Annotated in this window: 6 protein-coding genes and 4 pseudogenes; 1 reads left to right on the top strand and 9 read right to left on the bottom strand. The window is 65.8% G+C overall.

Translation table 11 applies throughout. The features are described from left to right. From YO9_RS19185 to infC, 8 genes and pseudogenes are all read right to left on the bottom strand, one after another. Nucleotides 1-282, bottom strand: a pseudogene (locus YO9_RS19185) (phenylalanine--tRNA ligase subunit beta); the annotation flags it as partial. Between the two features lie 2 nt (nt 283-284). Beyond that, nucleotides 285-1342, bottom strand: a pseudogene (pheS, locus tag YO9_RS0115395) (phenylalanine--tRNA ligase subunit alpha). Nucleotides 1343-1466: 124 nt separating this feature from the next. Then, nucleotides 1467-2958, bottom strand: a pseudogene (locus YO9_RS0115390) (DHA2 family efflux MFS transporter permease subunit). Between the two features lie 2 nt (nt 2959-2960). After that, nucleotides 2961-3440 (bottom strand): (deoxy)nucleoside triphosphate pyrophosphohydrolase, encoded by a 480-nt coding sequence (locus tag YO9_RS0115385; protein ID WP_016998299.1) that lies wholly within the window; start codon nt 3438-3440, stop codon nt 2961-2963. Then, nucleotides 3437-4174 carry a TrmH family RNA methyltransferase gene (locus tag YO9_RS21130; RefSeq protein ID WP_016998298.1) on the bottom strand — a complete coding sequence of 246 codons (738 nt, stop codon included), beginning with the start codon at nt 4172-4174 and terminating at the stop codon, nt 3437-3439. Before YO9_RS21130 ends, YO9_RS0115385 begins: the two co-directional genes overlap by 4 nt. A 190-nt stretch (nt 4175-4364) precedes the next feature. Then, the gene (rplT, locus tag YO9_RS0115375) at nt 4365-4751 is read right to left on the bottom strand and encodes a 50S ribosomal protein L20 (RefSeq protein WP_016998297.1); all 387 of its coding nucleotides are present in this window, start codon (nt 4749-4751) and stop codon (nt 4365-4367) included. Nucleotides 4752-4847: 96 nt separating this feature from the next. Next, the gene (gene rpmI, locus YO9_RS0115370) at nt 4848-5045 is read right to left on the bottom strand and encodes a 50S ribosomal protein L35 (protein ID WP_016998296.1); all 198 of its coding nucleotides are present in this window, start codon (nt 5043-5045) and stop codon (nt 4848-4850) included. A gap of 712 nt (nt 5046-5757) precedes the next feature. Next, a pseudogene (gene infC / locus YO9_RS0115360) lies at nt 5758-6310 on the bottom strand (translation initiation factor IF-3); the annotation flags it as partial. A 339-nt stretch (nt 6311-6649) separates the two neighbouring features. Between infC and YO9_RS0115355 the strand changes: the two are divergent. After that, nucleotides 6650-7075 carry a DUF1844 domain-containing protein gene (locus YO9_RS0115355; RefSeq protein ID WP_016998295.1) on the top strand — a complete coding sequence of 142 codons (426 nt, stop codon included), beginning with the start codon at nt 6650-6652 and terminating at the stop codon, nt 7073-7075. Here the strand turns inward: YO9_RS0115355 and YO9_RS0115350 are convergent. Further along, nucleotides 7072-7770, bottom strand: a 699-nt coding sequence (locus YO9_RS0115350; protein ID WP_016998294.1) for an SseB family protein, incomplete at its 5' end; no start/stop codon positions are given. The genes YO9_RS0115355 and YO9_RS0115350 overlap by 4 nt on opposite strands.

Raw genomic sequence — 7770 nt, 5'->3', positions numbered from 1 at the left:
CCTGCACACCGGACGGATCGATGCCCTTGCCGGTCAGGGTCTGCTCCTGGCCCTCCGGAACCACGCGCACGGTGCACCAGTTCACGGTCTTGCCGTTGGAGTGGGTTTCCGGCTCCATGGTGAGCACCTGGCCCACACGATGGGCCCGGACAGCTCATCCGTGGGGCGGTGAATGTCTTCTTCTTCGAGGCCCACCTTGACCAGGGTGGCCAGGACGTCCTCGGCTGTGGCGTTCTCGGGTACGGGCGCGTACTCGCGCAGCCATGACAAAGGAACTCGCATGTTTAGATCTCCATCCCGAAGTGCTCGCTGAAACGGATGTCGCCCTCGACCATGTCGTGCATGTCCGGGACGTTGTTGCGGAACATCAGGGTCCGCTCGATGCCCATACCGAACGCGAAGCCCGAGTACCGCTCAGGGTCGATGCCGGCCGCACGGAGGACGTTGGGGTGCACCATGCCGCAGCCGCCCCACTCGATCCAGCGGGGTCCGCCCTTGGCGGTGGGGTGCCACACGTCCAACTCGGCGGAGGGTTCGGTGAACGGGAAGTAGTTGGGGCGCAAGCGAATCTGGCTTCCTCACCGAACATCACCCGCGCGAAGTGCGTGAGCGTGCCCTTGAGGTCGGCCATGGACAGGCCCTCGTCCACGGCGAGGCCCTCCACCTGGTGGAACACCGGGGTGTGGGTCGCGTCCAGCTCGTCCGTGCGGTAGGTCTTGCCCGGGCATACGACGTACACCGGCAGCTCACGTTCCAGCAGCGAGCGCATCTGCACGGGCGAGGTGTGGGTGCGCATGACCAGGTGCGAGGACGGCGGGTCCACGAAGAACGTGTCCTGCAACTGGCGTGCCGGGTGGTCCGGCTTGAAGTTCAGCGAGTCGAAGTTGAACCATTCGTGTTCGAGCTCGGGGCCGTCCGCGATCTCCCAGCCCATGCCCACGAACACGTCGCCGATGCGGTCCATCAGGTTGGTGAGCGGGTGGCGCCCGCCCAGTCGCGTGCGCCGCGTAGCCGCGGTGACGTCCACGGCCTCGTCCACGAGGATTCGGGCGTCGCGTTCTTCCTCGAGCACGGTGGTGCGCGCGGCAACAGCCTTGTTCACGCGGCCGCGTGCCTGACCGACGAGCTTGCCGGCCACGGCCTTCTGGGCCTTGTCCAGGCCACCGATCTTGCGGTTGGCCAGCGCGAGGGGTGACTTCTCACCGGTGTGGGCCAGTCGCACGACCTTCAGTTCGTCGAGGTCGGAAGCTGTCTCGATCTCGGCGAGCGCGCGTTCTACGGCTGAGGTGACCCCGGCTTCGTCAGTGGGGTCCACCTCGATGGACGGTGTGGGTTCGGACATGGTTTCTCGCGTTCCTGCTCGCGGACGGGTTCAGCGGGAGGCCCGGCGTCAGCGACGGCGCCGCGGTCCCCGTGTAAATGCCCGCAGCGATCACGGTGCGGGCAGATCCAGTCTAGTGGATCGGTCAGGGGCTCTTCGTCTGCTGCTCGCCCCACCATCGCGGCGGAGTGAAGAACGCCGCGGCGATCGCGCCCAACAGCAACACGGCGGCCGGGAGCAGCAGGGTCTGGGTCACCGCGGTGGCAAAGCCTTCCTGGAGTGCCTCGGGTAGCCCACCCGCGCTCGACGACGCCGCGAGCGACGTCGTTCCCGCACCTTCCGGCAGATTCGCGGCCAGTCGCGCTTGCAGCAGCACGGCGACCATGGCGGCACCGAGCACGGCGGCTACCTGGCGCGTGGTGTTGAACACCCCGGAGCCGGCGCCCACGCGATCCGGGCGGAGCTTGGAGGTCGCGGCGATCGAGACCGGGGACCAGACCATGGCGCTACCCAGTCCGATGCCCAGGGTCATGACGGCCAGCAGCCATACGGGGGTGTCCACGCGCAGGGCAAAAGCGTAGGCCGCCAGCGAGAGCGACATGATGATGAGCCCCGGGAGCGCGAGGGATCGGGGGGTGCGCTCGGCGAGCGACCGTCCCACGAGTGGCGCCAGGATCGCGGACAGCAGCGACATGGGGGCATAGCTCAAAGCGGCGAGCGTGGGATCGAGATCCCGGACGAGCTGGAGGTAGAGCATCGCGGGGATGATCATGGAGTTCACGGTAAAGCTCACCGCGCCGATCGCGACGTTGGACAGCGAGAAGTTTCGGTCGCGGAACAGCGCGAGCGGCACCAGCGGTTCGCCGCGATTCTTGGCCTGCCACGCCACGAACGCGATCATCACGGCCACACCGGTTCCGATGACCACGGGAATCGTGATGGGACCGACCACGGTGGACCAGCCGTATTTCTGACCCTCCTGCACGCCGAACACGATGAGGAACAGGCCCACGCCGGAGAGCAGTACGCCGGGGATATCCAGGGAATGGCTGCGGCGTTCGAAACGAGGCAGGTACTTGGCCGCACGCCACAGGGCGTAGATTCCCACCGGGACGTTGACCCAGAAGATCCACTGCCAACCGGCCAGGTCCACGAGCACACCGCCCAGAAGTGGGCCCACCAGGGTGGCGATGCCGGCCGTGGCTCCCCAAATGCCCATGGCGGTGCCGCGGGTTTCGCTCGGGAACATGCGGGTGATCACGGACATGGTCTGCGGTGTGAGGATGGCCGCGCCGAGCCCTTGGACGACGCGGGCGGCCACGAGACTTTCCAGCTTCCCGCGAACCCGCACCACAGGGACGCCAGGGTGAAGATCGACAGCCCCAGCAGGTACATAGTGCGCGGGCCGAAACGATCGCCCAGTCGCCCGGTAATCAACAGCGGTACCGCATACGCCAGCAGGTAGGCGCTGGTCACCCACAACACTCCACCAATGGGAGCGTTCAGCCCTCCATGATGGCGGGGACGGCGGTAGAGACGATGGTGGCGTCCACCAGGATCATGAAGAAGCCCAGGACCATGGCCCACAGGGCGCTCCACGCAGCGGGATCGCGCCGCGTCTCCGTGTGCTGCGCCATGGTCAGTGACCGCTGCGGGAGGTTTGAGGGCTCGCCTCGTGGACTTGGTTGAGCAGGGCCTCCACGATGGGCAGGTCCGCCGGGATCCACTCGAGCTCAAGAATCGATGCGCGGTCGTTCAACTCGAGCCAGCGCAGTTGGATGTGGTCCTCCCCCGCAGCTGGCTCACGGTCATCGGTGACCACCGCGGTGAAGACACGCATCACGGCGGTTCCCTTGAGGGGCCAGCCCTCCGGGTTCGGAGCGGGGACTTCCTCCACCAGCCGCACGTTCACGCCGAGTTCCTCGTCGCATTCCCGGACGAGCGCTTCCTCAGCGCCTTCGCCGGGGTCTTGTTTCCCGCCCGGGAACTCCCACAGACCACGCAACTTCTCCGGGTAGGCGCGTTGGGCCACCAGCAATCGCGTGGGCGCTGCAGAGCTGTCGAGGATGGCCGCGCCGGTGACCCGCGTGAGCGGATCGCGCCTGGACGCGGCGGTCATGAGTGGGCGCGGCGCTGGGCTCGCGCCGAAGAGTACAGGCACACCGTTGCAGCGGTGCCCACGTTGAGGGATTCTGCAGCTCCGTAGAGCGGCACGGCCACGGCCAGATCGGCGTGCGCCTTTTCATCGTCGGTGAGACCCTGGGCCTCATTCCCGAACAGCCACGCGGTGGGGCGGGACAGGTCGTAGGCCACGTCCGTGGAAGGTGCGATACCCGCGGAACGCAACAGAGCGGCGTCGGCGAGCTCATCCACGGACACGCTCGCGTAACCATCCGCGGCGAGGATACCTGAGCCGCGCTCATGGGCGGCGTGAGCGACGTCGGCCAGGTCCGCGCCCGTGACGACCGGGACGTGGAACAGCGAACCGGCCGAGGAACGCACAGCTTTGGGATTGAACGGATCCACGCTGCCGGAAGTGAACACGGCAGCCCCGGCACCGGCGGCATCCGCGGCGCGCACGACCGTACCCGCGTTACCGGGGTCCTGGACACGGACCAACACGCAGGCCAGATCGGCAGGTGCCAGTGCCTCGTGGAGGTCCAGAGCGGGAAGGGAACAGACGGCCAGCATGCCCTGGGGCGTCACGGCGTCGGTCATGGCCGCGAGCACCTCGGGGCTGACAGCGCGGATGAACACTCCCCCGCGCTCGGAGACAGCTTCCAAATCAGCGGCGATCTCCGGGTGGCGCTCCAGCTCCGCCTCGGTGGCGTAGACGGCGTCCAGTCCCGGCAAGCGGGGTTTGGTGCGTCGGAAAGGGCGAGCCGCAGTGCTTCGCGCACGTTCTGCGGGCCCTCGGCGCGGAACACTCCGCGCTTGGAACGAACCGAGCGCCTGGTCAACGCGGCTACGTCACGAACCCGATCAGAACGGGTGTTGGACAGCAGCCGGTCTCCCAGGCGCTCGATGAAGTTCACGAACCTGATCAGGCAGCGTTGCGCGGTGCGGAGGTGTCCTCCGGCAGTGCGTCCTTGGCAACCTTGACCAGAGCGGCGAAAGCGTTGGCGTCGTTGACGGCCAGCTCTGCCAGCATGCGACGGTCCACCTCAACCTCAGCGGCCTTCAGGCCCTGGATGAAACGGTTGTAGGTCAGGCCGTTGGCGCGGGAAGCAGCGTTGATGCGCTGGATCCACAGGCGACGGAAATCGCCCTTCTTCTTGCGACGGTCGTTGTAGGAGTAGGTGTACGAGTGCAGCACCTGTTCCTTGGCCTTGCGGTACAGGCGCGAACGCTGTCCGCGGTAACCGGAGGCCATCTCCAAAATTTCACGACGCTTCTTGTGGGCGTTGACCGCCCGCTTCACACGTGCCACGTGTGTACTCCTTACGGTTCGGTTCCGATCACGATCGGAACAATCTCAAACTTCACGGTGCCGCTCTCACGGCACAAAACTTGGTGTAACGCTGGCTTACTTGCCCAGCATCCGCTTGATGGCCTTGGCCTCGCCCGGGGTGCTCACGATCTGATCGCTCGCGAGGCGGCGGGTCAGTCGCGAAGACTTGTGCTCCAAGTAGTGGCGGCGGTTGGCCTGCTGACGCTTGACCTTGCCCGAACCGGTGAGCTTGAAACGCTTCTTAGCTCCACTGTGGGTCTTCATCTTCGGCATGGTGGCCGTCTCCTTTGGTTCAACCGGTGACGCACACCGGTGGGCCGCCGCTCGCAAGCGACGGCCACGCTTGTGTTGAGCGTGTTACACGCCCAACGCTGTCAATTCACTGTGTGCTGCGCGCCTCAGCGCTTAGCGGGGCCCGGCTTGGGAGCTCCGGGCTTGGGGGCACCGGGCTTCGGAGCCGCAGCCAGCTTGGGAGCAGCCTTGGGCTTCTCCTCAGTCGCCTTGGGCTTGTCCTCGGCGGCCTTGGGCTTAGCCGACGCCGCAGCCTTGGGCTTGGCCGCGGAAGCCGCCTTGGGCTTCTCGGCCGATGCCGGCTTCGGAGCTGCCTTGGGCTTGGACGGCGACGCCGCTGCCTTGGGCTTCTCCGCGGGAGCTTCCTCAGCAGCTCGGTACGCTTTTCGGCTTCATCCTCGGTCTCGGTCACTGCCGGGGCAGCCTGACCGATCTTGGGATCAACAGCCGGTGCGTCCACGACCTTGGGCTCAGCCTTGGGCGCCTCGTCCTGAGAGGACTCGGGCTTGGCATCAACCTGGTCCGAAACCTTGGCCGTCTCGGTATTCTGAGCCGGAGTTTCTTCCGTGGTCTCCGGGGCGGTTGCCTTGCTGCGCAGTTCCTCCGGGAAGGCATCCCCGATGGACTGGGTCACGGGGGCAGCCTTGGAGGTGTCCACCCGCTGCTTCCGCTCGTTGTCCGCCTTGGACTCGTCACGCTGCTTCTGACGACGGGCCTCGGCGCGAGCCTCAGCCTTGTTCTTCAGCGGACCGATGACCATGACCATGTTGCGACCGTCGACGCGGGGGTTGGTTTCCACCACACCCACCTCGCGACGTCCTCCGCGAGACGCTCGAGCAAACGGACACCCATTTCGGGGCGCTGCTGCTCGCGGCCACGGAACTGGATCATGGCCTTGACCTTGTCGCCAGCGCCCAAGAAGCGCTTGGCGTGACCGACCTTGGTCTCGTAGTCGTGAGTGTCGATCTTTAGGCGGAACCGAACTTCCTTGAGCACGGTGTTCGCCTGGTTCTTACGAGCCTCACGAGCCTTGACGGCGGCCTCGTACTTGTACTTGCCGAAGTCCATGAGCTTGGCCACCGGAGGCTTGGCGTTGGGTGCGACCTCGACCAGATCGAGATCCGATTCGCGTGCTAGCCGCAGTGCGTCCTGGACGCGTACGATGCCAACCTGCTCGCCGCCGGGTCCGACAAGACGGACTCCGGGACACGGATTCTGTCATTGATACGTGGATCGCTAATGCCAATCTCCTGATGTTCGTGGGTTTCCCCGTTGCTATGAACTACCGCAACAAAAAACCTCCGCTGCGATAGGCGCGAGCGGAGGTTGAAACCACACTGTCATCAGAAATACCAATGGATCACACACCTCACGGCGTGGACCTCGGATTTCCGGTCACTGACCCGGAGTCCTACAACCCGTTGTGACACGGGCGGACGCGGGTGGGAGTTACCTCCACTTGCACACTGCCCAATAGTTTAGCGCATGGTGGCCGATCAGCGCGAACCGTGGACGTGATCATCGCCTCCATCGCCCCCGGCAGCGGGCCGCACCGTGGTGTCGTAGGACTGATTTAGAGTAGATCCATGACCGATGCACCGCGCAACGAGCGCTTCGAATTCGACGACAACACCCAGGGCCACGAGGCGCACGGCGCCCCCGACGAGACCGTCGAGGCGGTCAACGAGCAGATGCGCGACATCGCGGAGGTTCCCGCGGTCGAGGTGATCACCACCGCCGCGGTTCACCTCATGAGTGCCGCGGCCGTGAAGTGCGGCCTGGCCGCCGGTGACGACGCCGAGGAACTCAAAGATCTCGACGAGGCCCGCAAACTCATCACCGCTCTGGCCGGTTTCGTGACCGCTGCCGCTCCTGAAATCGGTTCGCAGCACGCCGCTCCCCTGCGTGACGGGCTGAAGTCCCTGCAGCTGGCCTTCCGTGAGGCGTCACCGTTCCCGGACGCTCCCGGTTCCGGCCCCGGTGAAAAGTTCACCGGCCCGGTGTTCGGCTAAGCAGTCAGGCGCAGCCCCAAGGAATCCACGTTCTCGGCCATGATCGGCTCGGTGACCAGCTTCTGCTGGTACTGGCCGATCGTGGCCTGAACCATTTCTTGGGTCAATCCAGGGGTCAGTTGCAGAACGATGACGAGCTCCGGACCGGTTGCTCCCCCGTTCAGCAGTGCTCCATCCGATCGCTTCGCGTTGATCCCGGGTCCGGGTTCGGTCCGTGCGGAAACGATGTGCTCCATGTCCAGGGCGGCACGCAGGACGGCATCATCCACGGAGAAATCCAGGTACGACGGGGTCCACGCCGTATCTTTCGCCACGCTCCACAGGGCCGGGCGTCGCACCACGAAGGACGGGTCAGAGCCCGGATTCACCACCAGTAGATCCGATCCGTCCTGAACCGCGGACAGCGCCGCCTTGCGGATGTCGACCGCGACCGGTCGTGCCTCAGAGTTCCAGGTGGTCAGCTCATCCACAGCGGTGAACACCGGCAGTGCTTTGCGACCGTCCCCGGTCCGCAGACTCACCAGGGCCATGTCCGCTTCCTTGTCGGAGACCAGACCGTGTTCCGTGATCTCCGAATGGGAGACCTCGGCCACGATCGGCACGAACACCCTGACGCCGGGCAGTGCGGCGACCACATCCGCTTCGGAGGCGCGACCTTCCCGCCACGCTGCCAAGGCGGTGGAAATCCCGGGTGC

The organism is Kocuria atrinae C3-8 (genome assembly GCF_000286355.1).
Classification (GTDB): domain Bacteria; phylum Actinomycetota; class Actinomycetes; order Actinomycetales; family Micrococcaceae; genus Kocuria; species Kocuria atrinae_A.
This window is presented reverse-complemented; position numbering and strand designations above follow the sequence as displayed.

Bases quoted from the DNA above. Each gene is read 5' to 3' on its own strand.
- YO9_RS0115385 (WP_016998299.1), bottom strand. From the start codon at position 3,440: ATGACCGCCGCGTCCAGGCGCGATCCGCTCACGCGGGTCACCGGCGCG.
- rpmI (WP_016998296.1), bottom strand. From the start codon at position 5,045: ATGCCGAAGATGAAGACCCACAGTGGAGCTAAGAAGCGTTTCAAGCTC.
- YO9_RS0115355 (WP_016998295.1), top strand. From the start codon at position 6,650: ATGACCGATGCACCGCGCAACGAGCGCTTCGAATTCGACGACAACACC.